Here is a 26,389-nt window from a genome sequence, read left to right on the forward strand (position 1 = left end):
GACAGAAATGCCACCTGTTCTTAGTGAAATTAGCACTCAGCCAACTGCAACTCGTCTCGACGCAGATTGTGCAAATGCAGCGGCGCACCAAGCTGAGCCTCAATCCAATGCTGGATTTGAGACGGACGGATGCTGCGGCCCATCGGATCCACCGTGGCCTCGAGCCGCAACCGCACCCGCTGGCCATCCGCAGGGCCAACCAGCACCAACTGGCGCAGGGCTGGTCGGCAGTCCCGCTCCCGGGGGCGACCCTTTTTGTCCGTGTCGTGCCAGATCAATTGCTCAGCAGCCATAAGTCCCTCAACGGCCTCCAACCAGCGGGGATGGGCCTCCTGCTCCAGCTGAAGGTCGAAACTCCAAACGGCACCGGTGATGTTCTGAGAGAGGCTCTTGCCATTCACCGGCACCTCGTCCGCTGAAAGCAAAGCCATGCCGTCGGGCAGAAGCGCCTGCAGTGTCTTCAGCAACTGATCACCCGCAATGGGGCTGGTGAACTCCAGATCCATCCACTCGCAATCTGCTTCCGCACCCAGCGGCAGCGCCAGGGCGATCTGAATCCGCGGCAACGGATGAAATCCACCGGTGAAGCTGATCGGCAGGGGACTGCGGCGCAGGGCCCGCTCCAGCATCCGCATCAAGTCGAGATGACTGAGCAGAGCCATGGACCCTGTCTTGGCAAAACGGATCCGCAACCGGCAGACCCGCTCACTGGCGGGCGCCTGGCTTGGCAACTGCGTTGGCACCACAGGGGGCGGCACCACCACGTTGTGGCCAAGGTCCGGTCCACAAACGCCACAGCTGCTGCAACCGTCAAAGGAGCAATCCGGCACCACCGCCGCCGCCAGAGCCCGCTTCAGATCCTCCGCCAACCAACCTTTGTTGATGCCGGTGTCGATGTGATCCCAGGGCAACGGTTGAGCGCAGAAGCTGTCGAGGTCCTGCCGATCCAGGGCCGTCACCGCACTCCAACCACCCACCTCCATCTGGCGATAACGCCCCTCAAGGCCTGCTGCAGCGATGGCACCGGTCCAGGCGGCATAGGTGCGATCGAGGGATTCAAACCAGGCATCCATCCCCGCACCCGCACGCCAGGCGGCCTCGATCACCGGGGCCACGCGTCGATCGCTGCGACCCACAAAATCCTCCATCGCCGACAGCCGCACGTCGGTGAAATTCACCTTCAGCCCGCGCAAGCGTTTGAAAGCCCCACGCAGTAAGTCCTGACGCCTCAGGAATTCGTCCGTCGAAACGCTGTGCCACTGAAACGGCGTATGGGGCTTGGGCGTGAAATTGCTGATGGTGATGTTGAGGTTCAGCCGGCCCAGATCACGGCAGCGCTGCTGAAGCATCACGCAGGTGTCCGCGATGCCGAGAACATCGGCATCCGTCTCACCCGGCAGGCCGATCATGAAATACAGCTTCACCTTGCGGTAGCCGTTCTCCATGGCGGTGCGGATGCCATGGAGCAGATCGTCGTCGGTCAGACCCTTGTTAACGATGTCGCGGAGACGCTGGGTGCCGGCTTCAGGCGCGAAGGTGAGTCCGGCCTGGCGGGTTCCACCAAGGATGTGAGCGATGTCGTCGTCAAACCGGTCCACCCGCTGACTGGGCAGCTGCAAGGTCACGTTCTGATCCGCCAGACGGTTGCGCAGCTCCACCCCCACCGCCGGCAGAGCCAGGTAATCGCTGCAGCTGAGCGACAGCAGCGAGAAGTCGCTGTAGCCCGTCTGTTTCATGCCGTTCTCCACGGCTTCGATCACCGCTTCAGGCTCCACATCCCGTGCCGGTCTGGTGAGCATCCCGGGCTGACAGAAGCGGCAACCGCGGGTGCAACCGCGACGAATCTCCACGGTGAGCCGATCGTGCACCGTCTCCACATGCGGCACCAGGCCCATGGCGTAGTGGGGCATCGGGGTCGCCACCCGACGCAGCACCCGCCGGGGGAGGTCCGGATACAGCGGCTGCAGGGTGACGCCGTCGTCGCCCGTCGCGTAGAGCGACGGCACGTAAACCCCTGGCACCTGAGCCAGATCCCGCAGCAGTTGAGACCGGGTCAGGGCATCGGCCTTGGCCTGAGCCACCACCAGCCCGATCTCGGGCAGCAGTTCCTCACCATCCCCCAGGGCGATGAAATCGAAGAACGGGGCATAGGGCTCGGGATTGCTCGTGGCCGTGGGGCCTCCGGCAAAGATCAACGGAGGTGCAGCTGGATCATTGAGAGGCAGATCACCGCGATCCGACGCCCGTAACGGCACCCTGCACAGATCCAGCATCTCGAGGATGTTGGTGGCGCCCAGTTCGTAACTCAGGCTGAAGCCGAGGATGTCAAACGCAGGCAACGGTCTCCGGCTTTCAACACCGAACAGGACCTGCTCCTGCTCCCGCAGACGGGCCGCCAGATCAGCTGCTGGCAGATAGGCCCGATCACAGAGCTGACCGGGAACCGCATTGAGGATGGAATAGAGAATGATGTGGCCAAGATTGCTGGAGCCCACCTCGTAGATCTCGGGATAGGTGAGTGCCCAACGCACCAGAGCCGCCTGCCAATCCCGCGGCTCCACACCAAGCTCGTGGCCCATGTAGCGGGCAGGCTTGTTGATACTGCTGTCAACCAGCTGGTGAAAATAAACCGGGTGATCCGGGGCAGACACGACCACGACAGATGTCCTCACACCTGACTGCATCGTATGGAAGCGGTCGACAGGGCAGGATGACCCCGCAGAAACCCCTTCGGTTCCGTGGTGCAGGTCAACGGCAATTATCTCAAGCTCAAAGCGGGCTACCTGTTCCCGGAAATCGGCCGTCGGGTCAAAGCCTTCAGCGCCGCCAACCCTGACGCCGCACTGATCCGGCTGGGCATCGGCGATGTGACCGAACCGCTGCCGCTGGCCTGCCGCGAATCGATGAAAACCGCCATCGATGCGATGGGCACGGCCGAGGGATTCCACGGTTATGGCCCCGAACAAGGCTATGGCTGGCTGCGGGAGGCCATTGCCAAGCACGACTTCCAGGCCCGCGGCTGCGACATCAGCGCCGAGGAGATATTCGTCTCCGACGGCTCCAAATGCGACAGCAGCAACATCCTCGACATCCTCGGAGAAGGCAACCGCATCGCCGTGACCGATCCGGTGTATCCCGTGTATGTGGACACCAACGTGATGGCGGGCCGCACCGGTGAAGCGGGAGAGGAAGGCCGCTACGGGGGGCTGACCTATCTCCCGATCAGCGCCGACAACGGATTCGCAGCCCAGATCCCAAGCGAGCCCGTGGATCTGATTTACCTCTGTTTCCCCAACAACCCCACCGGAGCAGTGGCTACCAAGGAACAGCTGAAAGCCTGGGTGGATTACGCCCGCAGCAACGGCTCTCTGATCCTGTTTGATGCCGCTTATGAGGCGTTCATCCAGGACCCGAGCCTGCCCCACTCGATTTTTGAAATCGAAGGAGCACGGGAGTGCGCGATCGAATTCCGCTCCTTTTCCAAAAACGCTGGCTTCACTGGCACCCGTTGCGCCTTCACCGTGGTCCCCAAGGGACTCAAGGGCACGGCAGCCAACGGCGAGGCTGTCGAACTTTGGGGTCTATGGAATCGCCGCCAGAGCACCAAGTTCAATGGCGTCAGCTACATCATTCAGCGCGGTGCGGAAGCGGTGTATTCCGATGCAGGCCAGGCGGAAGTGAAGGGTCTGGTGAACTTCTACATGGAGAACGCCGCCATCATTCGCCGCGAACTCAGTGGAGCGGGTCTCACCATCTACGGGGGCGAGCATGCGCCTTATGTCTGGATCAAGACCCCCGATGGCATGGATTCCTGGGGTTTCTTTGACCACCTGTTGAACAAGGCCAACGTGGTGGGAACCCCTGGCAGTGGCTTCGGCGCCGCAGGTGAGGGCTACTTCCGACTGTCCGCCTTCAACAGCCGCGCCAACGTGGATGCTGCGATGGCCCGAATCAAGGCCCTCTGAGCAGGTTGTGCACCGATTTCCTTTAGATTTGAATCAGCCGAACACCATGGCCATGGCGGTGGACACACCCACCCGTTCCCCCGGTGGGGCGGCGGTGATGGAAAAGGCACCCGAGCGGGTGCGGAAACAGTCGCCTCGCTACAAGGTGCTGCTGCATAACGACCCGGTGAACACCATGGAATACGTGGTGAGCACCTTGCGTCAGGTGGTGCCACAGCTGAGTGAACAGGACGCCATGGCCGTGATGATGGAAGCTCACAACACAGGCGTCGGCCTTGTGATCGTCTGTGACCTTGAGCCGGCCGAGTTCTATTGCGAAACCCTGAAAGCCAAGGGCCTTACCAGCACGATCGAGCCGGAAACCTGATCAGATCCCTGCTCAGGTTGCGGGATCAGTGCATTCAACGGAAGCCGTCATGGCTTCCTGCCCTGCTTCTGATCCCAACGCTGTATGCCGTCGGCTGGCTTCTGACATGGCCGCTGATTCCCCTTGGGGTGCCTGCGGAACGCCAGGCCCTGATCGGCACCATGATCAGCTTTCTGCTGTTCGTTGGCCTGCTTCCCTGCTGGGCGCGGCTGCGATGGACATCGTCCAACGGCTGGGCAGCCCTTGGACTGAGCAGACGTGGATGCCCGGGTCGAAAGGCCCTAATTGCGGCACTGTTCGGCGGCTTGTCCTTAGCCCTGATCCTGCTGGGCATCGTCTTGCTGCCGGTCCTTCTGGGCAGCTGGGGCCACTGGATTGGAGAGTGCACCCTGGACCGCGTCATCAATGCTCTGCTGCTGACCCTGGGTGTGGGGTTGGCGGAAGAACTGATCTTCCGGGCATGGCTGTGGCGGGAACTCAACGAGCTGATCAATCCCCCGACAGCCCTGCTGATCCAGGCGCTGGTGTTCAGCTTGGTGCACACCCGGTTCAACCTTGGCGTGGGGCCGATGCTGGGACTGTTGATCGGCTTGTTTTTGCTGGGGATGGCTCTGGCCCTGCAACGCCGGCTGGATGGCGGATCCCTTTGGGGATGCGTTGGCCTCCATGGAGGCTTGGTTGGTGGCTGGTTTCTGATTCAGAGCGGACTGGTGCAGCTGTCACCGGACGCCCCAGCCTGGCTGGTGGGCCCGGGTGGTCTGTCCCCGAACCCCCTTGGAGGACTGATGGGCATCGGCGGTCTATTGCTGCTGCTTGTTGTTCAACTCACCGCTGTCGCCAGAGCAGCACGGCCGGAGACGGGGGCACGCAACGCCTCCTGAAGCGGTGCTGAGCCGAAATCACGCTCGAGCAGGGACATGACCGTACGGCCGAAATCTGCCTGATTTTGGTCAAAGGCCTCGAGGCAGACCCGTCCAAAGGTGCTGCCCATCGGTTCCGGATTCCAGAGCAGCTTTCGAGCCGTCCACGGCATCATGCTCATGGGGTTGTATCCGGGCTTGATCAAGCCTTGATCGAAGCCGTATTGCTCCAGGTGGGTGTGGGGCTGCAAGCCGATGAAGAAGATTGCCGGCTCCACGCGATCCGGTCCAAAAATTGATTCCAGCTCACGGTGGTATGCCACGGTCTGGCGGATGGTTTCGGGCCGTTCATCGATCACGTTGAACGAGTAGTTCACCGACACTTGATCCTGGAAGCCGGCATCCGCGAGCATCCGGCAACTGTCCAGCACGGTGCGGAGGTTGTAACCCATGCGCATTTTGCGGACGAGTTCCTGGGAGCCGGACGTGATGCCGATTTCGAAATAACTCATGCCCGTCTCCACCATCAGCTGGGCAAGCTCGGGATCAAGGTTGTCGGCGCGGATGTAGGCAGCCCAACGGATCCCCGACAGCCCCTCGGCTTTGATGGCTCTCAATAGGTCCTTGGCATCCTCGATGTAGCGACGTGCCGGGATGAACTGCGCATCGGTGAACCAGAAGCCACGGACGCCACGGTCGTAGAGCTGGCGCATCTCCTTCACCACCTCCTCCACCGGGTTGAGGCGCACCTGCTTCCCCTCCACCACGGTGTAAACGCAGTAACAACAGTTGTGAGGGCAGCCGCGTTTGGTCTGAACACCCACGTAGAAGTCGCCGCCCTCGAGGTACCAATCGAGCTGAGGCCAGATCGAAGCGATGTAGTCGTAATTGCAGGCGGTTTTGGGGCGACTTTCCGGCTGCTCGTGAATCAGGCCTGAGCGGGGCGGCTCACCCACAACGAAACAACGCTCTCCGTCCAGGGACTCACCCTGAATCAACTTTTCGAGCAGAGGCTCCCCCTCGCCGATGGAGACGATCGTGCCCTCCGGCAGCGACTTGCTCAACTGCTCGTAGAACACGCTGACGGCGCCACCCCCCAGCACGGCGCGAGCGGCTGGATGGTGGCGACGGGCCTGACGAAGACCGGATCGCACCAAACCTTGATTACGGAACAACTCTCCGTAATGGCTTGTCATCAGCCGCAGTCCACCAAGGGCACCGTGCAGGCGCTTGAGCGGATTGCGGGCGTAAAAAACTTCGAAGGAGTTCTGAAGGGGGTTACCGCCACGGCCGTCGACCGGTGCGTAGATCTGAATGTCCCTCCATGAGAACACCAATAGCGTGGGGCGGAACTGATCCACGGTGGAGATCAGCACCCTCTGGACGTCAAGAACTGGCAGTGCCGCCAGATCAAGGATGCGCTGCGGCATCCCGGGAAAACATTTATGGAGATGATCCGCCAGGTAGATCGGACCGATCGGGAAAATTGGATTGCAGGGCAGCCGCACCAGCAGCACCCGTTCCTGATTTGGGGACAACGCAGCTGCTGCAGGGCCTTTTGGACGCTAACAAGCGCGATGACGAACGGCGCTCAACCATCCTTCACATTTGCTTTGTAAACGGGCGTACACACCTCTCAACCTTCCGTTACATTGGTGTGAGGCAGGGCACACCTGCCCTTCCTTAAACCGTTCCTTCGGGAACACTTCTTTCCGTTCTCATGACCACCACCCTCCAGCAGCGCTCCGGCGCTTCCAGCTGGCAGGCTTTCTGCGAGTGGGTCACCTCCACCAACAACCGTCTGTATGTCGGTTGGTTCGGTGTGCTGATGATCCCCACCCTGCTGGCTGCCACCATCTGCTTCGTCATCGCTTTCGTCGCCGCTCCTCCGGTTGACATCGATGGCATCCGCGAGCCCGTCGCTGGCTCCCTTATTTACGGCAACAACATCATCTCCGGTGCTGTTGTTCCTTCCAGCAACGCCATTGGCCTGCACTTCTATCCCATTTGGGAAGCTGCTTCTCTTGATGAGTGGCTGTACAACGGCGGTCCTTTCCAGCTCGTCGTCTTCCACTTCCTGATCGGCATCTACGCCTACATGGGTCGTGAGTGGGAACTCTCCTACCGCCTGGGCATGCGCCCCTGGATCTGCGTCGCCTACAGCGCACCTGTCGCTGCTGCCTCTGCAGTTTTCCTGGTCTACCCCTTCGGTCAGGGCTCCTTCTCTGACGCCATGCCCCTGGGCATCTCCGGCACGTTCAACTACATGCTGGTGTTCCAGGCTGAGCACAACATCCTGATGCACCCCTTCCACATGCTGGGTGTTGCAGGTGTGTTCGGTGGCTCCCTGTTCTCCGCCATGCATGGCTCCCTGGTGACCTCCTCCCTGGTGCGTGAAACCACCGAGACCGAGTCCCAGAACTACGGCTACAAGTTCGGCCAAGAGGAAGAGACCTACAACATCGTGGCTGCCCACGGTTACTTCGGTCGCCTGATCTTCCAATACGCCTCCTTCAACAACAGCCGTAGCCTCCACTTCTTCCTGGCTGCCTGGCCTGTTGTCGGCATCTGGTTCACCGCCCTGGGCGTGTCAACCATGGCCTTCAACCTGAACGGCTTCAACTTCAACCAGTCCATCCTTGATGGTCAGGGCCGCGTCCTGAACACCTGGGCCGACGTGTTGAACCGTGCCGGCCTCGGCATGGAAGTGATGCACGAGCGTAACGCTCACAACTTCCCCCTCGACCTGGCTGCTGCTGAGTCCACTCCTGTGGCTCTGCAGGCACCTGCCATCGGTTGATCTGGAATCAAGTAACGATTCAGATCAACTGAATCGGAAAGCCCTCACCGCAAGGTGGGGGCTTTTTGTTGTGAAAACGCCTCCAACAAGCAGTTCCAGCCACAATGCCGCTATGAGCCACTTCATCTCCACTCGGCTGCTGCTGTTGCTGGCACTGTCTCTGCCAGCTCAAGCTGCCGGCACGCCACCAACCTGGCCAAGCAAGGATCAATTGCGTGCCGTTCAGAGCGCCGCTTTTGACTGTTCCAGGGAGAACACCAAGGAAACCTGCGATCGCGCACGGTCTCTGGCTGACCCCCTAATGGATCACCCTTTGCTGCCTGGAGTCTGCAAAGACGTGGTCTGGAGCCTGTTGGAGCAGGCCAGAGTGGCGACGAGTAACGACTACAAACGTCGCGACGCCATCGACGAACCTGCACGGAGGATCACGCGGATCTGTGCCAAACCGGCCAAACTGAAGAAAATCAAACCGGTTGCACCGACACAGTCGTGATCAGTCGAAGTCGAAGCTGAAGCGCTGACCCTGCATTAGCTTACCCACTTCACTGCGGATCTCCTCTAGCAATACTGCACTCACCTCTGGGTGCTTTTTGATCTCATCCACAAAGCTCTGCACATCTGCAGCCGTCAGGCCGTGGCTGCTGATCCTCGACTCAACTTTGTTGCGAAACTCCTCCAGTAAAGTCTTCTGATCGTCGCTGAGGGCCTTGGAACCGGGGTGGGTGCGTCCATGGTGAGTGTGGGCGCTTCGCTCCTTCACGATGGCAACCCCGGCTCGGGTTGACCACCACAGATAAGGGCAGCAACTGGTCGTACGCAACACGGTGGAAGCCGCTTTTCGTGTTTACGTTCCGCAGAGAGTCCTGTCCGTTGCGATGACCACCTCGGCCCCCGCGGAACCGACCCAGCGCCTGGTGCGCATAGACGCACCTTTCACGGATCAGAAGCCCGGCACATCCGGGTTGCGCAAAAGCAGCCAGCAGTTCGAGCAAGCGAACTATCTGGAGAGCTTCGTGGAAGTGGTCTTCCGCACCCTGACCGGTGTTCAAGGCGGCACGCTGGTGTTGGGAGGTGACGGCCGTTACGGCAACCGTCGCGCCATCGACGTGATCCTGCGCATGGGCGCGGCCCACGGCCTCAGCAAGGTAATCGTCACCACCGGCGGCATCCTTTCCACCCCAGCGGCCTCGAACCTGATCCGCCAGCGCCAGGCCATCGGCGGCATCATCCTCTCGGCCAGCCACAACCCTGGCGGCCCCGATGGAGACTTCGGCGTCAAGGTGAATGGCGCCAACGGTGGCCCGACCCCGGCCTCGTTCACCGATGCGGTGTTCGAGTGCACCAAGACCCTGGAGCAATACTCGATCGTTGATGCCGCGGCCATCGCCATCGATACCCCCGGCAGCCACAGCATCGGCGCCATGCAAGTGGAGGTGATCGACGGCGTCGACGACTTCGTGGCTCTGATGCAGCAGTTGTTCGACTTCGATCGGATCCGGGAGCTGATCCGCAGCGACTTCCCGCTGGCGTTTGATGCGATGCATGCGGTCACCGGCCCCTACGCCACTCGCCTGCTGGAAGAGATCCTCGGCGCTCCTGCCGGCAGCGTCCGCAACGGTGTTCCTCTGGAAGACTTCGGCGGTGGCCACCCCGACCCCAACCTCACCTACGCCCACGAGCTGGCCAAACTGCTGCTCGACGGGGACAAGTTCCGCTTCGGGGCCGCCTGCGACGGCGATGGTGACCGCAACATGATCCTGGGGCAACACTGCTTCGTGAACCCCAGCGACAGCCTGGCGGTGCTCACAGCCAACGCCACGGTGGCACCGGCCTATGCCGATGGTTTGGTTGGTGTGGCCCGCTCCATGCCCACCAGCTCAGCCGTGGATGTGGTGGCCAAGGAACTGGGCATCGACTGCTACGAGACCCCCACCGGCTGGAAGTTCTTCGGCAATCTCCTGGATGCCGGCAAAATCACGCTCTGCGGTGAAGAGAGCTTCGGCACCGGCAGCAACCATGTGCGCGAAAAGGATGGCCTATGGGCTGTTCTGTTCTGGCTGCAGATCCTGGCCGAGCGTCGCTGCAGCGTCGCAGAGATCATGGCGGAGCACTGGAAGCGCTTCGGCCGGCACTATTACTCTCGCCACGACTACGAAGCCGTCGCCAGTGACGCAGCCCATGGGCTGTTTGACCGCCTCGAGGGCATGCTCCCTGGCCTGGTGGGGCAGAGCTTCGCTGGCCGCAGCGTCAGCGCTGCCGACAATTTTAGCTACACCGATCCGGTCGACAGCTCAGTGACCAAGGGGCAGGGCCTGCGAATCCTGCTGGACGATGGCAGCCGCGTGATAGTGCGCCTCTCGGGCACCGGCACCAAGGGCGCCACGATCCGCATCTATCTGGAGAGCTATGTGCCCAGCAGCGGCGATCTCAACCAGGATCCCCAGATCGCTCTGGCCGACATGATCAGCGCCATCAACGAACTGGCGGAGATCAAGCAGCGCACCGGGATGGATCGGCCCACTGTGATCACCTGATCGGTTTGCCCGAGTGAATGACCTGCCTCAACAAAAAGCCACCCCGAGGGGTGGCTTTTTTATGGGATTCCATCAAAAGGGACGGCGGCCGCGGTGTGGATTCTTGGGGCGGTACAGAGGATCGGTGGCCTCCTCCTGCAACTGCCGCACGGTTTCGATGGCGAAACCACCCAGGCCGCCGGAGGAGATCACCATGAGATAAAACAAACGCAAGCGCCGTAGGTCAATCTCTGCTGGGCTGTTGTCGATCAGCACCTTGAGGAAATACGCCACCGCTGCACCGAGAGCACAACCGATGGCGATGGCCACCAGAACACGCAACCCACTGAAGGACTTGCTCTGATTCAGCTCGGGCTTCTGCGCAGACATCAGCTCGGCTGGGCAGTTGGACTGGGAGCATCGTCCTGTGGCTTGGCATCGGCCTGACCCAGCAGCGACTTCATCACCACATAGAACACGGGCACCACCAAGGTGGAGAGGAAGGTCGCCACCAGCAGACCACCGAACACCACCAGACCCAGAGACGACTGGCTCTGTGCACCAGCACCACTGGCGAGCATCAGCGGCAGGAAGCCGGTGAGCGAAGAGATCGCTGTCATCAGAATCGGCCGCAGACGCGATTTGGCCGAGAACTTGGCGGCTTCCAGGGCAGACTCGCCCTCGCCCATTTTCTGGTTGGCCAGGTCAACAATGAGGATGGCGTTACCTCCCGCCAGACCAATCAGCATCACCAGGCCTACCTGGGCGTAGATGTTGAGCACCTGGCCGGCCCCGCCTAGGAAGACCAGGGCTCCCAGCAAGGCGGTAGGAACCGTCAAAAGGATGATGATCGGATCGGAGTAGCTCTCGTACTGGGCCGACAGCACCAGGAACACCGCCAGGATGCCCAGAGCGAAGATCACCGCTGCCAGGGAGCCGGCTTTCACCTCTTCACGGGAGATGCCGGTCCAGTCAAAGCCGAGGCCCTTATAACTACCGGTGTTAAAGATCTGCTTCATCGCCCCGATCGCCTGACCGGAGCTGTTGCCCTCCTTGGGCGTGCCTTCGATCTTGATCGATCGGTAGAGGTTGAAGTGGGGAATCACGCTGGGGCCCACGGTTTGCTTAACCGTGAAGAACTCCGAAAGCGGCACCTGCTCACCCTGGGAATTGGGCACATAGATGGCAGAGAGTCGCTGGGGAGTGGCCCGACTCACTTCGTTGGCCTGCACGTAAACCCGACGCACCTTGCCCTCTTGGAAGGTGTCGTTGACGTAGGCACCACCAAAGTTGACGCTGAACGCGGACATGGCGGAACCGAAGTCCACCCCGAGCGATGCCATCTGCTCGCGATCCACATCGATCTTGTACTGGGGCGCCTGAGGCGAGAACAACGAGTAGACGCGGTTCAGCACGGGGTCGGCATTGCCGGCCTGCATGATCTGCTGCGCCGTGCCAAAGAAGTCGTTCAAGGAGTAAACACCGCTGCTCTGATCGAGCAGCTGGAACTCAAAGCCACCACCGGTGCCGTAGCCGGGAATCGAGGGAGGCTCCACCACGAACACCCGCCCGGCATCGATGGCGCCGTACATCTTGGCGTTGAGGCGTTTCACCACAGCACCAACGGTGTGTTCACTGCCCGGGCGCTCCTCCCAATGCTTCATGCCAATGAAGAACAGGCCCTTGTTGGGAGCGTTGCCATCGAGGCTGGCGCCGCTGAAGAGAGCAGCCGAGGCAATGTCTTCTTCCGAACGCAGCACTTCAGCCACTTGGCGGTTGATCGCCAGGGTCTTCTCATTCGACACGCCATCGGGCGCCTGCACAAAACCGATGGCGTAGCCCTGGTCTTCGATCGGTACGAAGCCACCGGGGATACGGGTGAAGGCAAAGCCAGTAAGCAAGATGCCTGCCGCCAATGCCGCCATCACGATCGGACGGGCCTTCAACACCGCATCCAAGATGGAGGCATAGCGCTTCTCAAAACCGCTGTAGAAGCGATTGAAATTGCTGAAGATGACCGGAACGAAATAGCCCACCACCAGACCGATGGCGGTGAACAGCACCACTGGAATCGGGTTGCTGAAGATCACACCGGTGGTGACCACACCCACTGCAGCGCCACCGGCGGTGAAGGGAAGACGCAGAGGCAAGCCTGTGATCTTGCCGGCAATGAAGCCGATCACGGCACCGATCACGGCGAGGATCAGCGCAGCTGCGGCCCCATTACCCGCACTGAGCAAGCCGTAGATGAAGCCGAGAACAACGCCTGCTGTGGCGTACTGATTGCGGCTGAGCTCCTTGGTTTCACGAGAGAGCAACAGGGCCGACAGCATCGGCGAGAAGGTGAGGGCGTTGAAGGTGGAGATGCCGATCGAAAAAAGGATCGTGGCGGCGAACTGCTTGTAGATCGTGCCGGTGGCACCCGGGAAGAACAGCACCGGCAGGAACACCGCCATCTTCACCAAGGAGGTGGCGATCACAGCGCCGAACAGTTCATCCATGGTTTCCATGGCCGCCTGCACGGACGTCATCCCCTCGGCCTTCTTGGCGGAGGTGTCTTCCACCACGGTGATGGCGTCGTCCACCACCAGGCCGGTGGCCAGCACCAGGCCAAACAGGGTGAGCTGGTTCAGTGAGAAACCGAAGGCCAGCACCAGGGCAAAGGTTCCGATGAGGGCCACCGGGATGGCAATAGCAGGAACCAGGGTGGCGTTCCAGTTCTGCAGGAACAGGAACAGGATCAGCACCACCAGGATCACGGCATCCCGCAGGGAGTTGGTCACACCCTTGATCGACTGGTTGATGAAGTCTGTGGTGTCGTAAATCTTCTGAACACCGAGGCCCACCGGCAAGGTTGTCTCGAATTCCTCGAGCACATCCTTCACACCGTTGGACACCTCGATGGCGTTACTGCCGGAGAGCTGATAGATGGCGATACCAACGGAAGGGGTGCCTTTGAGGTCCATGGCATCGATGCCATAGGTCTCACCGCCAAGCTCCACACGGCCCACATCTTTCAGACGCACCAGACCGCCAGCATCCATGCTTCGCAGCACGATGTTTTCAAATTCCTGAACGGTAGTGAGACGCCCCTGCAGCTGCACCGTGAAGGTGTATTCCTGACCTTCCGGAGCCGGTGCACCGCCGATTTTGCCGGCAGGAACGAGACGGTTCTGACTTTTCAGCTGTTGGACAACATCCGTGGCCGAAAGGTTGTTGGCCGTGAGTTTTTCCGGATCCAGCCAGAGCCGGAAGGCGATCTTGCGGTTGCCGAAGTAGGTGACGTCGCCCACGCCTTTAACGCGCTTGACGTTGTCGGTGAGGTTTTTATCGAGATATCCACTGATCGTCTCCACTGAGTATTCAGTTTTGGAAGGATCTTCGTTGACGAAGTTGTAAACGAGCAGAATCGAGTTGGAGGCCTTGTTGACCGTCACACCCGATTTGCGCACCTCTTCAGGCAACTGGGGCTCTGCCAGGGAAACGCGGTTCTGCACGTTTACCTGGTTGATGTTGCCGTCGGTGCCGCTTTCAAAAGACACCGAGATCGAACTCACACCATCCGACGAACTGTTGGAGGTGATGAAGTCCATGTTCTCGACCCCGTTGATCTGCTGCTCGAGCACGGAGGTCACACCCTGTTCCACAGCTACCGCATCAGCGCCCACGTAGGTGGACTGCACCTTCACCGTGGGAGGTGCAATGTCAGGCAGGTTTTCGATCGGCAGGATCGGGATTGCGATCAACCCGACGATCACAATCAACAGACTGCAGACCGTGCTGAGAACCGGCCTGGTGATGAAGTTATTGGAAGCAGACATCGTTCAGCCTCAGTTCGCCTCGGCGGGTTGCACCTGCACGGGCATGCCGTGTTTCAGGTTGAGCAGATTGGTGGTGGCCACCTTCTGATTGGCCTCAAGCCCTTTGGTGATCGGGTAAAGCTGATTTTCGAGTTCGCCCACCGTGACGGGGGTCTGCAGAGCGAACTGGGCATCAGCCGGCAATTTGCCCGCCTTGATTCCCTTCTCAAGCTTCTCCAGATCAGCCTTACCGGGGTTCTCTTTGAGCTCCTCAAACGTGCCGAGTCGGAACACAAAGCTCTGTCCAGAGGTCTGCGTCACCGCTGCAAAGGGAACCGACAGCTCTTGTTGCGCATTGATCTGTACCCGAGTGCTCAGGCGCTGGCCATCGCGCAGCTTGCCGTCTTCATTGGGGAAGACCGCTTTCACCAGCAACCCCTGGGTCTTTTTGTTGACCCGGGGATCAATCGAATCAACCTTGCCTGTGGCGATCACGTTCTCGCTCCCAGGAGCACTGAGCAACACCGGCTGTCCGAGGGCCAGACGATTGGAGAACACCGCAGGCACTTCCACGCGGGCTTCCAGCTCGTTGTTCTGCACGAGGCTGGTGAACACCTGGCCCGTCTGGATCACGTCACCCACCTTGACGGTGACGTCTGCCACAGTCCCCGCAGAAGGAGACCGCAAGTTGTTGTAGCTCAAGGTGGCTTCTGTGGACTTCGCCGTTTCCATCGCAGCGATGTACTGGGTGCGGTAGCGATCCAGCTCCTTCTGAGACGCGGCACCGGTTTTGAAGAGGTATTGATAGCGCTCGTAGTTCGCGCGCGCCGTCTCGGATTTGGCCTTGTCCTCCGCCAACCTGGCCTGCTGCTGAGCCTGATCCAGCACCACCAGCAGCTGACCGGGATCGACTTCATCGCCCTGCTTGATCTTCAGCTCAAGAATCCGACCACCCGACTGAGCTGCCAGTTCCACCAGATTGCTGGCCTCAAGCGTGCTGACGGTGTCGACGCCATCAGTGAAATCCGCCATCTGGGTGGACACGGCCTGAACCTTCGGCGGCGGCTGCTGCTTGGGGGCTTCTCCCTTACAAGAACTGACTGTGACCAGAGCGGCGAGGGAAAGAAGCAGTCGCTGCGGATGACGCACAGAGTTCAACCCCTTTGCCGGATTATGCGCCGAACGTCACGGGGATGCAGTATTCCCGCGAGAAGTGCTCTATTAGGACCGTCGATGCCGCTTCCTTGAGTCAGGACCTCTTCACTTATCAGGGAGAACAGCGGCGCCGGCAGCAGGCCCCCCTGGCCGACCGCATGCGTCCACGCACCCTGGAGGAATTTGAAGGTCAGCAAGGGATTCTGGCCCAGGGACGCCTGCTGAGGCGGGCCATCAAAGCCGACCGGGTCGGCAACCTGATACTGCATGGCCCACCTGGTGTGGGCAAGACGACCCTGGCGCGGATTGTTGCGAACCACACGCGGGCTCACTTCAGCAGCCTCAACGCCGTGCTCGCTGGCGTGAAGGACCTGCGCGCAGAAGTGGACGCCGCCAAGCTTCGCCTCGAACGCCATGGCCTGCGCTCGATCCTGTTCATCGACGAGGTGCACCGCTTCAACAGTGCGCAACAGGATGCCCTGTTGCCTTGGGTGGAGAACGGGACGGTGACCCTGATCGGCGCCACCACCGAGAACCCCTATTTCGAAGTCAACAAAGCACTGGTGAGCCGCTCACGCCTGTTCCGGCTGTTGCCGCTGGAGCCAGAAGACCTGCATCAGCTGTTGCAGCGTGCCCTCAACGATGAGGAACGGGGGTACGGCACCCGTCGGGTGACGTTGACTCCGGACGCAGCGGCACATCTGGTGGATGTAGCAGGGGGCGATGCCCGCAGCCTGCTCAATGCCCTGGAACTGGCGGTGGAAAGCTCCGAGCCGGAGCCCGATGGAGTGATCCAAATCAACCTGGCGATCGCGGAGGAATCGATCCAGCAGCGGGCAGTGCTCTACGACAAGCAGGGCGATGCTCACTACGACACCATTAGCGCCTTCATCAAGTCTCTGAGGGGATCCGACGCCGATGCTGCCCTGTTCTGGCTGGCACGGATGGTGGAGGCCGGAGAAAACCCCCGCTTCATCTTCCGGCGGATGTTGATTGCTTCGGGGGAGGACATCGGCCTGGCCGATCCCCAGGCGATCGTTGTGGTGGAAGCCTGCGCCGCAGCCTTCGAGCGGGTCGGCCTGCCGGAAGGGCTGTATCCCCTGGCCCAGGCCGCCCTTTACCTGGCGGGGACCGAGAAAAGCAACAGCGTGCTGGGCTTCTTCGACGCCCTCAAGAGTGTGCGAGAGGCGAACCGTCAGGACGTGCCCAGCCACCTGCGGGACGCCAACCGGGATGGTGATGCCTTCGGCGATGGCGTCGGTTACCGCTACCCCCATGCCTACGCCGAACATTGGGTGGATCAGCAGTACCTACCCACGGCACTGCAAGGGGAAGTGTTCTGGCAGCCAGGCCAACTGGGCTGGGAGGGGGAACGCCGGGAGCGCATGGCCGAGCGCCGTGCCGCACAGCTGGCAGCGGCGGCTGAACTGGCATCGGAGCAGCCATTGCTACTAAGCAGTGGTCCCGACAGTCCGGCGATGGAACGCTGGATTCAGCGGCAGTTGGGACAGGAGGGCGAACGTCTGCAACTACTGCGACGACGGCTCTGGGCGGGAGTGAGCTGGCAGCGCCAGGACCGGGTGTTGCTGCTGGGCTGCCATTCCCTGCTCTGGGCGCTGGATCCACTGCGCCAGGTGCCGGAAGGGGGCGTCACCCTGATCTGTCCAAGCCCTGACGATCGCCAGCGACTGGCGGCACAGATCGACCTGCTCGAACCTGAGCAGCAGCCACAGCTCCTGGATGGGGTTGAAGCGCTGCCATCCGATCAGGTTTTTGATTGGATCGGTGGGCGACTGGGCACGGTGGATCTGCTGGAGACGGACTGGACCGAGCTGGCTCAGACCTTGACGGGCCATGCCGACAGCAACGCCAGCCTGCGTCTGCTGATCAGCTGTGCTGGGTGTGGACCTGCAGGTGCCCTCAGCGCATCACACACTGCCGAGACCTCCCTGTCCCAGTTGGTTGAGCAGGAACAAAGCTGGCTGCAACAGCTCCAGATCCAGACTCAGCCGCTGGAGGAGCAGGGTTGGAGCCTGAACATCGATCAATGGGACGAGGTACTGACATTGCCTGGGGGCAAGTCGTTGGCTGAGCGATGGCTGGCCAATGACTCTGATTACCGGCGCATGCTCGGCAGTATCCAACCGGAACCACTGCAGCTGCTGCGTACAACCCTGGAGGGACTTGGATCAGAGAGACTACGGTTGCCGATGCGGCATCAGCTACTCGCAGGGAAGCGAAGTCAGCCAACAACAGAGCATCGAGTATTGAGCCCCCAAACTGAGCGGGCATAATTCCTCACAAACACAGATACAACATGAGAATTAACCGGGATTCTTGACTTCATCTAGCAAGCCATCAATATGCAGCCACATCCCTTACGATACAAGCAGGCAGGAATATGTACCAAGTCAAAAGGGATGCAGCTTGTTTTTTGTCAACCTTTTCAGGAGCACAAATCACTAAACCATCACCAGTCAATCGGAAGTCAACAGGTAGGCTATTAATAATTCCAACCGAAGAAAGCTTGCCACCAATCGAAGCCTTAATTATGGCTGAACGCATAGCGAAAACCGCAGAATCATTCTCACCATTGGGAGGATAATAAGAATAAGTCTGCTTTGATAGAAAATCTATACCTTCTCGACTATTCAAATATCGAGCAACTCTCGCAACGTCAACAATATAAACCTTTTTCATGCCGAAACGAATTTCATCTGCTGTCCATCCAGAGTTCCTTACACTGGCAAAAAGAGAGCGGTCAGCGATCTCACCTGTCTCTAAAAAATGCTTGAACACATGTGAATTGCTTATCCAAGCAGCACCTCCTGTGTTCCAACGAACAAGGCGCTGCGGGAAAGATGAAGGAGCAGCCATCAAAACCAAGGAAGCAGCTGCAGCTAGGCCAGTAACAAGGCGATTGAACACAGACGAGAACTAAAGCTATTAACTGAGTTCAACAATAGTCCCGAAGATAAAAAACAGCCCATAAAACCCAGCCCGCCCGCAAGCACTTAATCGTTGAGCAGCTATGGGATTTACCACCGCAGCATGGGGCCCATATCCCCTACCGACTTGGACCATGCAGGCTTCGATTTCGGTCATTCGAGCTGCTTGACATCGAGCAATGTCCACCCCTCCGGACATCTTTTATGGGTGCGCTCGCTGATCTGATCTTTCCGGCCGCGACAAGACCAACTGGTCAACCGACCCCCTCGTCGTTCGACCCCCGCCAGGAATGCTTCAGAACCGCGCCGGGGCATCACCTTCAAAGTGGTCGTCAATCGATCGCGATCCACACGGGTGTCTAGGCGCAGCGGAACCGTCAGCCCGAGATCAGCCAGCGATGGCGAAAAACCTCCCCAGTAATGACGTGCCATCTGGCCACGGATGAACTCCTTCATCAACAGCTGGGCATCGCGCCGCTGATCCAGTTCGATTTCGCGCTCGGCCAACTGTTCCGTCAACCGGATTCGTGAGCCCCCTGTCGTCTCCCAGCTGCCCGGCGCCATGGATGGCCGCGGATCAGACGTCAGGCCCAACGCTCCGATGACCACCAACGGGGTGGCTGCCATCAGGGTCGCCAGCGAATGCGTCCGCGGCTGCTGGGCCATCACAACAGCCAAAACAACAGATATTTCAAGCTAGGCAGATTGGACCAACCTGTCCTGCAGCGCCTGCAACTGCCATCAGCCAGCCCTCCAGCTGCAGGCGATGGACAGGTACGGGATGCTCCAGATCAGGGTGAAGACCCTGGCAAGCATCAGCGCCACAACGCCAACGGCTCAGATCCAACGCCAGGCTGCCGCGTTGCATCTTGATCAGCGCTTCCTTCGCCACCCACTGCTTCAGCACCGCCATTCGCAGCGTTTCCCCGGCCAGACCGTCGAGCTCGCGACGATCCTCGGCGCAATAAAAACGATCCGCCAACGCCGCCGCCGGGAAACAACGATCGCGGCGTTCCAGATCCACACCCACAGCATCGGCAGACCAGGCCACCAACACCGCATCGCAGCAATGACTGAGACTTAGGCAGCCCCAGCCATCGGCCAAGGTCGGAGGCTTCCCCGGTGGTGCCTGCAATGGCACCGTGGCTGGATCAACGTCGAAGCAGTCGGCGAGGCAGCGCCGCATCCAGAGCCGGGAGCGGCGGAACGCAACGGCCCGAGCCATGGCCATGCCATCCATCCAACCCGCTTCCACAGACGAGAGTTCCACATCGGACGGGAGATCCTGATGTTCCGGGATCAGCCACAGGGCCGTTACGATTCGGCTTGTGTGTAGTTGCGGCTTCAGTGGCTCTCCAGATCGGCGATCCGGCACCCGATTTCACGCTCCCCAATCAGGACGGCGACCCCGTGCAGCTGTCGTCGTTTCGAGGACAACGGGTCGTCATCTACTTCTATCCCAAGGACGACACCCCGGGCTGCACAAAAGAAGCCTGTAATTTCCGTGATCGCTGGGATCGCTTTGAAAAGCACGGCATCAAGTTGCTGGGCATTAGCAAGGACAACGCCACGTCCCACACCAAATTCATCAGCAAACATGAGCTTCCCTTCACGCTGCTGACCGATGTGGAACCTTGTGAGGTCGCAAGCAGTTACGAGAGTTACGGCCTGAAGAAGTTCATGGGCCGTGAATACATGGGCATGATGCGCCACACCTTCGTCGTGGATGCGGACGGCAAGCTCGAAAGGATCTACCTGAAGGTGAAGTCCGCCATCATGGCTGACACCATTCTCAGCGACTTGGAGCTGGCTTGATTACAGGGATCAAGTCGACCATGGCCTGCAGCTGCAAGTTTTTATTGGACTGAGCTGATACACCCCGACGGGACAGCTCCTTCTCCAGCCAGGGTGCATCTCCACCGCAGAGCCAGAGGCAGGCCCCACTGCTCTGATACGCGTCCACAACGGCAGCTGCCAAGCCCTGCATCACCCCTTGGCACATCGCCTCTGCGGTGCCGCTGGGGAATAGATCATCGGTTCGCTGTTGACGAGCCACGGAGGGCAGCAAGGCCGTCCCCGATGCCATCGCCTGAAGCTGCAACCGCAATCCAGGCATCAGACGGCCACCGCGAAAGCGGCCATGGGCGTCGAGCAGAGTGAGGCTGAGAACGGTGCCGGCATCGGCCAGCAACAGCCCCTGATCCAGGTCACCGCCTTGGGAACGTTGACGTCGCCAGGCACCCCAGGCCCCGAGGGCACGATCGACACCCAGCCAGGGCGGACAACCCTCCAGGGGCACATTCTCAAGTTGCAGTCGGGACTCCTGGGCGCCCTCCAGAGCTGCTGGGACCTCTCCCACAGCCGCCCAGATCAGGTTGGTGGTGTCGATCCGCAGCGGATCAGGCGCGGCATGGTCAAAACTCCAGCGCTCTCCGCGCTGGGTGGCCCAGTGCCAGCGGCTGTTGCCGATCAGCAGGGCACGTGAGGCCATCGTGCCTAGATCCCATCCCCCATCAAGCCTTCCACGGCCTCCTGGGGAACGTGGATCCCGCATTCCTGTTTGAGCCCCCCGAAACGGGTGTTGCGTCCGCTGAGCTCAGCGCCATCCGGAGCACTGGAGTGCCAATCCCCCACGGTTGAGTACCCCTGCTCGAACAACGGGTGCTGCGGCAGGTTGTTGTCCTCCATGTAGTAGTAGATGTCCTTCTGGGTCCAATCCAACAGCGGACGCAGAGACAGCCGCTCTCGGATCGGGTCCAGCACGGTCATCGCGCGGCGGTGGTCGGTTTGGCCACGACGCACGCCGCTGGCCCAGCAGCTCACCTCCAGTTGCGCCAAAGCCCGATCCAGGGGCTCCACCTTGCGGATCTGGTGATACTTCTCAAGATCATCAAGCTGTCCGGTGTCCCAGAGGCGTCCATGCAGAGCCTCCATCCGAGCCGGCGACATCGCGCTTTGAACCACCATCAGGCGGATGCTGAGCAGCTCCGTGAGCTGGGCGCCATAGCGGTAGGTCTCCTCCGGCAGATAGCCCGTGTCCACCCAGATCACAGGGACGGCGTCACCCTCCGGCAGTTGGCTGAGCATGTGCAGCAGCACCGCCGATTGGATGCCGAAGCTAGTGGTGAGAGCAAATCCGGATCCGAAGCGCTGGTGTGCCCAAGCCAGTCGATCCTGAGGACTTAACGGCTCCAGGCTGCCGCGGTCCGCATCGAGATTGTCCCGAACCAACACGCCCGTCATGCCGCGGACCCATCCATCACCTGCCCCATCTTCCCCTGCCGCCCGGTGAGAAGGGCTGCCTAAGGTTTCAGCACTTCCTGATGTTCCATGACGACACCTCTGTCATCACCCGAGACCGTGGTGGTGATCGGTGGTGGATTCGCGGGACTGTGCAGCGCTCTGGCCGTGAGCGAGCGCTTGCCGGAGCGACCGGTGCTGTTGATCGAGCCCCGCGACCGCTTTCTATTTCAACCGCTTCTCTACGAACTGCTCAGCGGTGAGCTCCAGAGCTGGGAAGTGGCGCCCGCTTATCGCCAGCTGCTCAGTAGCCGTGGCATCTGCTGGCTGCAGGACCGTGTCATCAGCATCGATCTGAACAACCAGGAGCTCACCACCGCCGCTTCCGGTGCTCTCCAGTGGGGTGATCTGGTGCTGGCCACCGGCACCGAGCTCAATGATTTCGGAGTTCCCGGTGTCCGTGATCATGCCTGCAGCTTCCGGGATCTCAACGATGTTGCCCATCTGCGCGCCCTTGTGCGAGAGCTGAAGAAGCGCAGAACCCCCGATGCCGCTATCGCGATCGTCGGAGCAGGGCCAACGGGTGTGGAGCTGGCCTGCAAGCTGGCGGACATGCTCGATGGAGCAGCCCGGATCCATCTGATTGAGAGGGGAGACGGGATCCTGCCCAACAGTGCGTCGTTCAACCGTGAACGCGCTGCCGCCGCACTGGAGCGGGGGGAAGTCTGCCTGCACCTCAACACAGCTGTGACCGAGGTTCGCGCCGATCGTGTCCGCTTCAAGGACGGCACCTTGCTCCCCCACAGCGGTCTGATCTGGAGTGCCGGCAGCAGCCCGACCGTGCCCGACATCCGGCCGGACCCTGGTCACGCCAAAGGCCCTCTCAACATCGGCAAGGATCTGCGGCTTCTCGGCAACAAACACGTCTTCGTGCTGGGGGATTGCGGACGTTGCAGCGTTGAGCCCTGGCCGGCCACTGCTCAGGTGGCCATGCAGCAGGGCGAGGCTGTTGCAGCGGCCCTGCAGGCCACCAGCAACAACCAGGAGCCGAAAACGTTTCAGTTCCAGGATCGCGGCGAGATGCTCAGCCTGGGCATCGGTAACGCCACGCTCACTGGGCTTGGCATCACGCTTGCCGGCCCCCTGGCCTTCAAGATCCGACGGGCCACCTACCTCACCAGGCTGCCTGGACTCTCACTGGGTCTGCGCTCTGCCGGGGCCTGGCTGATGAGCCGTTGAAGCAGGCCCATCTCGGCGGCCGGACCCGCGGCCTGCGGCCCGGCCAGCAACGACAACTCGACCGCCTCAGCCACCGTCGTCATCCCGAGGGCAGCGGCGCTGACCTGCTGACCCTGGAGCGGATGGCCGGATTGGTGCAGGAGCTCGAGCTATCCATGCATCTCGTGCTGGACGGTCGTGGGCTCTGCCGGTTGCTCTGGCTGGGTCCCTTGCAAAGTTCCGAGGCCCTCCGTCAGCACCTGCCGCAGGCACCCCGGCGCCGGGGTGGCGGCTGGAGGCTGCTGAGCTGTCCCTTCAGCCGTCATGGCCTGCATCAGGACATGGCGGAGGCAGTGATTGCCCTCGATCTCAATCCGATCAGCTGGTTGCGCTTTGCCCCGGTTCCAGCCCGCGACGGACTGCGCAACGCCGAACTGTTGCAGCCCGACCGTGAGGAAGCCCATGGCTGGCGACAGCTGGACCAGGGGGATCTGCGCCATCTCTGTCAGCAGGATCTGAACCCTGGGGCGATCACAACACCGGAGTCGTCCCCCGCCGGCGCTGGTCCTGCCATCGAACCCGTGCTGCTGCTGACCCTCACCAGCGGAGATGCTGGCCGCAGCGAACGGGAGTTGGCCGAACTGGAGGGACTGGTGCGCAGTGCCGGAGCCCAACCGGTGGCAGTGGTGACGCAGCGGGCCGGCAGCGCCAATCCACAAACTCTCTGGGGGACTGGAAAGCTGCAGGAGGCAGCCCTTGAAGTGCGCCGTCGCGGCGCCTCACTGGTTGTCACGGATCGCGAGCTCACGCCGGTTCAAGCCAGGAATCTGGAGCGGCTGCTGGCCTGTCCGGTCTCCGACCGCAGTGAACTCATCCTCGACATCTTTGCCCAGCGAGCCGGCAGCGCCGCCGGTCGCTTGCAGGTGGAACTGGCGCAGCTGCGCTATCTCCTGCCGCGCCTGCTGGGACGGGGGCGCAGCCTGTCGCGTCAGGGCGGTGGCATCGGAACACGGGGCCCAGGGGAAACACAGCTGGAGAAAGACCGCCGTGCCATCAGCCGCCGCATCGATCGCCTGCTCCGGGATCAACAGCAGCTTCAGCAGCACCGCAGCCGACTGCGGGACCAACGGCGGGGACTGCCGCGAGTCGCCCTTGTGGGCTATACGAACGCTGGCAAGTCCAGCCTGCTGAATGCCCTCTGTGGTCGCCGCGAAAGCGATCGTGTGCTGGCCGAGAACAAGCTGTTCGCCACCATGGATCCCACGACCCGTCGCCTGGACCTGCCGCGGCCGGGGCAACGGCCAGACAGGCTGCTGATCACCGACACCGTTGGTTTCATCCGTGACCTGCCCCAGCCCCTGGTGGAAGCATTCCGGGCAACGCTGGAGGAAGCCCTCGACGCCGATGTGCTGCTGATGGTGGTGGATCTGGCGGATCCCGACTGGTCCGGTCAGCTCAGCACCGTCCATCGGCTGCTGGATTCCCTCGGCAGCACCGCGTTGCGACGGGTGGTGGCGAACCAGATCGACCGCTGCCCGCTGGACGCTGTCGAAACGATCCGGCGCCAGGATGCCCAGACCTTGTTTCTATCGGCCAAGCGCGGGGATGGCCTGCGGGGTCTGCAGGAATGGCTGCGGGGGCAGTTCTTTGATCCCGGGGCAGAATCAGATCCAGATGCAGGGCGTCTGCCCGAATGGCCGAGCTGATCAGCACGCTTCAGAACCCCCAGGCGGTGATCACCCTGGCGGTTCTGGTTCTGGCGATCGTTTTATTCATCACAGGGGCCCTGGCGCCGGAACTCACCGGACTGCTCAGCCTCGGCCTGCTTGTGGCCACTGGGGTTCTGTCACCACCAGAGGCTCTGGCCGGATTCGGCAGCCCCGCCCTGATCACCCTGATGGGCCTGTTCCCCGTCTCCGCGGCCCTGTTTAAAAGCGGAGCGCTGGACCGCCTGCGTGCCCTGATCGCCTCGGAGCGGATCCGTTCACCAAGGCGCTTGATCGCGCTGATGGCGTTCGTGATCGCGCCTGTCTCCGGCATCGTCCCCAACACACCGGTGGTGGCGTCGTTGCTGCCGGTGGTGGAGAACTGGTGCCACCGGCGCGGCATTTCCCCATCCAGGGTCCTGCTTCCACTCTCGTTTTCCACAGTGCTGGGCGGAACCCTCACCCTGCTGGGCAGTTCGGTGAACCTGCTGGTGAGTGACATCAGCCAGCAACTGGGGTATGGATCGCTGGAACTGTTCAGCTTCACGCTGATCAGCCTGCCGATCTGGCTAGTGGGGGCGGCCTATCTGGTGCTGGCACCACGGGCCCTGCTGCCGGATCGTGGCCACGACCATGACGACCTGGGACTCTCGCCCCAGCGCAGCAGCTACAGCACCGAAGTCACCATTCCCCACGACTCGGAACTGGTGGGGGTCTCCCTGCACAACAGCCGTCTGCAGAGGCGTTTCGACGTGGATGTGCTGGAACTTCAGCGTTCCGGAGAACGGCTGCTGCCCCCCCTGGCGGACCGAAAGCTCCAGGCCGGCGACCACCTGCTGCTGCGGGTGACCCGACAGGACCTGCTTCGTCTTCAGCAGGACCACACGGTTCAGCTCACAACCCAGGGCAACAATGCCGGGTTCGACTTGAGCAGCGATGAGATAGGTGGTCAGAAGACGGTTGAAGTGCTGCTGCCGGCCGGTTCCACCCTGGCCGGCGCCAGCCTGCGCGAACTCCGCTTCCGCCAACGCCACAACGCCACGGTGCTGGCCCTGCGCCGCGGGCAGGAAACCCTGCAGGAACGGCTGGGGCAGATCGTGCTGAGGGAGGGGGATGTACTCCTGCTGCAGGCACCCCTCGATTCCATCCGTGGTCTGCAGGCCAGCAATGACCTGCTGGTGCTGGATCGGCTCGAGGATGACCTGCCGACGGTGCGGCGCAAACCGCTGGTGGTGAGCATTGCGATCGCCATGCTTCTTCTGCCGACCCTGACGCCCGTACCCCTGGTGGCCGCGGTGCTGCTGGCCACTGTCGCTGTCGTGGCCACGGGCTGTCTTCGCCCCGGTGAGCTGCAGCGCGCCATTCGTCTCGATGTGATCCTGCTGCTCGGCTCGCTCACCAGTTTCAGCGTGGCGTTGCAGACCACCGGCCTGGCCGATGCCATGGCCCAGGGTCTTCAACAGTGGCTGACGGGCTGGCCCAATTACGGCTCCCTGGTGGTGGTGTTCATCGGCACCACCTTGCTCACTCAAGTGATGAGCAATGCCGCCTCAGTTGCCCTGCTGGCGCCGGTGGCGGTGCAGCTGGCACCGGGACTGGACCTGCCCCCCACCGCCCTGTTGATCACCGTGCTGTTTGGGGCGAGCCAGTCGTTTCTGACCCCGGTCGGCTACCAGACCAACTTGATGGTGTTCGGCCCCGGGAGGTACCGCTTCCTTGATGTCACCCGTTACGGGATCGGCCTCACTTTGATCATGACCGTGCTGGTGCCGGCCCTGATCCTGTGGCGTTATGCCGCATCCTGATCAACACTGGTC

The 26,389-nt window shown here is 61.3% G+C and carries 22 protein-coding genes; 11 read left to right on the forward strand and 11 right to left on the reverse strand.

Going from position 1 to position 26,389, the window contains the following annotated elements; genetic code table 11:
* Window positions 1-29: 29 nt before the first annotated feature.
* Window positions 30-2,684, reverse strand: coding sequence for a TIGR03960 family B12-binding radical SAM protein (locus SynA1524_RS10905; RefSeq protein WP_186497827.1), 2,655 nt, complete (start codon window positions 2,682-2,684; stop codon window positions 30-32).
* 54 nt (window positions 2,685-2,738) lie between these two features.
* On the opposite strand from SynA1524_RS10905, the gene SynA1524_RS10910 reads away from it, so the two are divergent.
* Genes SynA1524_RS10910 through SynA1524_RS10920 form a run of 3 tightly spaced genes read left to right on the forward strand, consistent with a single transcriptional unit; the run spans window position 2,739 to window position 5,213 of the window.
* Complete coding sequence (locus SynA1524_RS10910; protein WP_186497829.1) at window positions 2,739-3,965, forward strand: LL-diaminopimelate aminotransferase; 1,227 nt, start codon at window positions 2,739-2,741, stop codon at window positions 3,963-3,965.
* A 46-nt stretch (window positions 3,966-4,011) separates the two neighbouring features.
* Window positions 4,012-4,332, forward strand: a complete 321-nt coding sequence (gene clpS / locus SynA1524_RS10915) for an ATP-dependent Clp protease adapter ClpS (RefSeq protein WP_186499622.1) — start codon at window positions 4,012-4,014, stop codon at window positions 4,330-4,332.
* Window positions 4,333-4,349: 17 nt separating this feature from the next.
* Entirely contained in the window at window positions 4,350-5,213 is an 864-nt protein-coding gene (locus SynA1524_RS10920) for a CPBP family intramembrane glutamic endopeptidase (protein WP_186497831.1), read from the forward strand.
* On the opposite strand, the gene SynA1524_RS10925 is transcribed toward SynA1524_RS10920, so the two are convergent.
* On the reverse strand, window positions 5,153-6,730 hold the full coding sequence (locus tag SynA1524_RS10925; protein WP_286188576.1) for a photosystem II high light acclimation radical SAM protein: 1,578 nt from the start codon (window positions 6,728-6,730) through the stop codon (window positions 5,153-5,155). The genes SynA1524_RS10920 and SynA1524_RS10925 overlap by 61 nt on opposite strands.
* Window positions 6,731-6,912: 182 nt before the next feature.
* Between SynA1524_RS10925 and psbA the strand changes: the two genes are divergently transcribed.
* Together psbA and SynA1524_RS10935 are read left to right on the forward strand one after the other, a co-directional pair.
* Window positions 6,913-7,992: a photosystem II q(b) protein gene (psbA, locus tag SynA1524_RS10930; RefSeq protein WP_011127848.1), complete on the forward strand. Its 1,080-nt coding sequence runs from the start codon at window positions 6,913-6,915 to the stop codon at window positions 7,990-7,992.
* A 112-nt stretch (window positions 7,993-8,104) separates the two neighbouring features.
* Complete coding sequence (locus SynA1524_RS10935; RefSeq protein ID WP_286188577.1) at window positions 8,105-8,485, forward strand: hypothetical protein; 381 nt, start codon at window positions 8,105-8,107, stop codon at window positions 8,483-8,485.
* On the opposite strand, the gene SynA1524_RS10940 is transcribed toward SynA1524_RS10935, so the two are convergent.
* On the reverse strand, window positions 8,486-8,752 hold the full coding sequence (locus SynA1524_RS10940) for a hypothetical protein (RefSeq protein ID WP_186497835.1): 267 nt from the start codon (window positions 8,750-8,752) through the stop codon (window positions 8,486-8,488). It lies immediately after the preceding gene.
* 115 nt (window positions 8,753-8,867) lie between these two features.
* Here SynA1524_RS10940 and SynA1524_RS10945 point away from each other — a divergent pair, with 115 nt between their 5' ends.
* Complete coding sequence (locus tag SynA1524_RS10945) at window positions 8,868-10,526, forward strand: alpha-D-glucose phosphate-specific phosphoglucomutase (RefSeq protein ID WP_186497837.1); 1,659 nt, start codon at window positions 8,868-8,870, stop codon at window positions 10,524-10,526.
* Window positions 10,527-10,598: 72 nt separating this feature from the next.
* Here SynA1524_RS10945 and SynA1524_RS10950 read toward each other — a convergent pair whose 3' ends face one another.
* The 3 genes from SynA1524_RS10950 to SynA1524_RS10960 are packed head-to-tail and all read right to left on the reverse strand — an operon-like array spanning window position 10,599 to window position 15,454.
* Window positions 10,599-10,895 carry a hypothetical protein gene (locus SynA1524_RS10950; protein WP_186497839.1) on the reverse strand — a complete coding sequence of 99 codons (297 nt, stop codon included), beginning with the start codon at window positions 10,893-10,895 and terminating at the stop codon, window positions 10,599-10,601.
* Window positions 10,895-14,326, reverse strand: a complete 3,432-nt coding sequence (locus SynA1524_RS10955; protein ID WP_186497841.1) for an efflux RND transporter permease subunit — start codon at window positions 14,324-14,326, stop codon at window positions 10,895-10,897. The genes SynA1524_RS10950 and SynA1524_RS10955 overlap by 1 nt, the downstream gene beginning before the upstream one ends.
* A 9-nt stretch (window positions 14,327-14,335) precedes the next feature.
* Window positions 14,336-15,454, reverse strand: coding sequence for an efflux RND transporter periplasmic adaptor subunit (locus SynA1524_RS10960; RefSeq protein WP_186499624.1), 1,119 nt, complete (start codon window positions 15,452-15,454; stop codon window positions 14,336-14,338).
* 44 nt (window positions 15,455-15,498) lie between these two features.
* Between SynA1524_RS10960 and SynA1524_RS10965 the strand changes: the two genes are divergently transcribed.
* Window positions 15,499-17,754, forward strand: a complete 2,256-nt coding sequence (locus SynA1524_RS10965; RefSeq protein ID WP_186497843.1) for an AAA family ATPase — start codon at window positions 15,499-15,501, stop codon at window positions 17,752-17,754.
* 64 nt (window positions 17,755-17,818) lie between these two features.
* Here the strand turns inward: SynA1524_RS10965 and SynA1524_RS10970 are convergent, their stop codons facing one another.
* The 3 genes from SynA1524_RS10970 to SynA1524_RS10980 form a co-directional block, all read right to left on the reverse strand.
* Window positions 17,819-18,337: a protein phosphatase gene (locus tag SynA1524_RS10970; RefSeq protein WP_186497845.1), complete on the reverse strand. Its 519-nt coding sequence runs from the start codon at window positions 18,335-18,337 to the stop codon at window positions 17,819-17,821.
* A 224-nt stretch (window positions 18,338-18,561) separates the two neighbouring features.
* Window positions 18,562-19,074 carry a thymidylate synthase gene (locus tag SynA1524_RS10975; RefSeq protein WP_186497847.1) on the reverse strand — a complete coding sequence of 171 codons (513 nt, stop codon included), beginning with the start codon at window positions 19,072-19,074 and terminating at the stop codon, window positions 18,562-18,564.
* Between the two features lie 25 nt (window positions 19,075-19,099).
* Window positions 19,100-19,678, reverse strand: a complete 579-nt coding sequence (locus SynA1524_RS10980) for a 4'-phosphopantetheinyl transferase family protein (RefSeq protein WP_286188578.1) — start codon at window positions 19,676-19,678, stop codon at window positions 19,100-19,102.
* A gap of 77 nt (window positions 19,679-19,755) precedes the next feature.
* Here SynA1524_RS10980 and bcp point away from each other — a divergent pair, with 77 nt between their 5' ends.
* On the forward strand, window positions 19,756-20,223 hold the full coding sequence (gene bcp, locus SynA1524_RS10985) for a thioredoxin-dependent thiol peroxidase (protein ID WP_186497849.1): 468 nt from the start codon (window positions 19,756-19,758) through the stop codon (window positions 20,221-20,223).
* Here bcp and SynA1524_RS10990 read toward each other — a convergent pair.
* On the reverse strand, window positions 20,201-20,899 hold the full coding sequence (locus tag SynA1524_RS10990; RefSeq protein ID WP_186497851.1) for a type III pantothenate kinase: 699 nt from the start codon (window positions 20,897-20,899) through the stop codon (window positions 20,201-20,203). The genes bcp and SynA1524_RS10990 overlap by 23 nt on opposite strands.
* A gap of 5 nt (window positions 20,900-20,904) precedes the next feature.
* Window positions 20,905-21,651, reverse strand: a complete 747-nt coding sequence (locus SynA1524_RS10995) for a phosphoadenylyl-sulfate reductase (RefSeq protein WP_186497853.1) — start codon at window positions 21,649-21,651, stop codon at window positions 20,905-20,907.
* Window positions 21,652-21,738: 87 nt separating this feature from the next.
* Here SynA1524_RS10995 and SynA1524_RS11000 point away from each other — a divergent pair, with 87 nt between their 5' ends.
* From SynA1524_RS11000 to SynA1524_RS11010, 3 genes are read left to right on the forward strand one after another with little or no spacing between them, the layout of a single operon-like run.
* Window positions 21,739-22,887: an NAD(P)/FAD-dependent oxidoreductase gene (locus tag SynA1524_RS11000; RefSeq protein ID WP_186497855.1), complete on the forward strand. Its 1,149-nt coding sequence runs from the start codon at window positions 21,739-21,741 to the stop codon at window positions 22,885-22,887.
* Window positions 22,884-24,572, forward strand: a complete 1,689-nt coding sequence (gene hflX, locus SynA1524_RS11005) for a GTPase HflX (RefSeq protein WP_186497863.1) — start codon at window positions 22,884-22,886, stop codon at window positions 24,570-24,572. Before SynA1524_RS11000 ends, hflX begins: the two co-directional genes overlap by 4 nt.
* Complete coding sequence (locus tag SynA1524_RS11010) at window positions 24,560-26,377, forward strand: SLC13 family permease (RefSeq protein ID WP_186497865.1); 1,818 nt, start codon at window positions 24,560-24,562, stop codon at window positions 26,375-26,377. Before hflX ends, SynA1524_RS11010 begins: the two co-directional genes overlap by 13 nt.
* The last annotated feature ends 12 nt before the right edge of the window (window positions 26,378-26,389 follow it).

This window comes from Synechococcus sp. A15-24 (genome assembly GCF_014280195.1).
Lineage (GTDB): Bacteria > Cyanobacteriota > Cyanobacteriia > PCC-6307 > Cyanobiaceae > Parasynechococcus.